The organism is Nocardia vinacea (assembly GCF_035920345.1).
GTDB classification, from domain to species: domain Bacteria; phylum Actinomycetota; class Actinomycetes; order Mycobacteriales; family Mycobacteriaceae; genus Nocardia; species Nocardia vinacea_A.
Genome location: NZ_CP109149.1, coordinates 151,480 through 152,153 on the forward strand (window position 1 = coordinate 151,480; position 674 = coordinate 152,153).

1 protein-coding gene is annotated in these 674 nt (G+C 57.3%); it reads right to left on the bottom strand.

Annotated elements, in window-relative coordinates:
- Window positions 1-57: 57 nt before the first annotated feature.
- Complete coding sequence (locus OIE68_RS00740; RefSeq protein WP_327097439.1) at window positions 58-294, bottom strand: hypothetical protein; 237 nt, start codon at window positions 292-294, stop codon at window positions 58-60.
- Between the last annotated feature and the right edge of the window lie 380 nt (window positions 295-674).

The window sequence follows — 674 nt, forward strand, 5'->3', positions numbered from 1 at the left end:
TCAACCTCGCACCGGGCCGAACCGTTCCGTGCAGCGACAGCGATAGTGTCTGTTTATTCAGCGCTCATTCGCCCATCTGCGGAACAGTGCGCTCAATTCTTCCCGTGAAATGCCCGGCCGAGGTTCGGAAAGTACAGACAACCACTCATGGTAGAAGTCGACCCAATACTCGAAGCGGCTCGGTTCCGTAGCAATGCTTTCCAGCATCTCCTCAAAACACAGCATCATTCTTCTCCAGGCCTCGAAACGGCCATACATGGTAAAGACTGCTTTGATATCGACGGCAGGATTCACATACGATATCCGCGCGATCCATATTGCAGCAGCCCGAGCTCAATTCGCCTCATCCGGCAAACTAACTATCGCACGCTCAAAGAAGAATATTGCGTTCCAGAGTGGATCACTAGGTCCGGCCAGGTCCCCGTCGACGGTCCATACTTCGTTTCGATAGAGCAGCAGGTTGGGTCGACAGACGTCGTTGTGGTTGAAGCGCCCGCTGAGTCGACCGGCATCGCTCCCACCTCACGCGTCGTGGGCTGATGTGAGTCCGGCGCCGTGGCGGCGGATGGAGAACCTGGATCCCTTGCCGACGGCGGCTCGCCGAAGTCTGCGGCATCGCGGTGAACTGTCTGCCCACCGGTGGAGATCTCTGCCATCTCGATTACGGTGCGCTT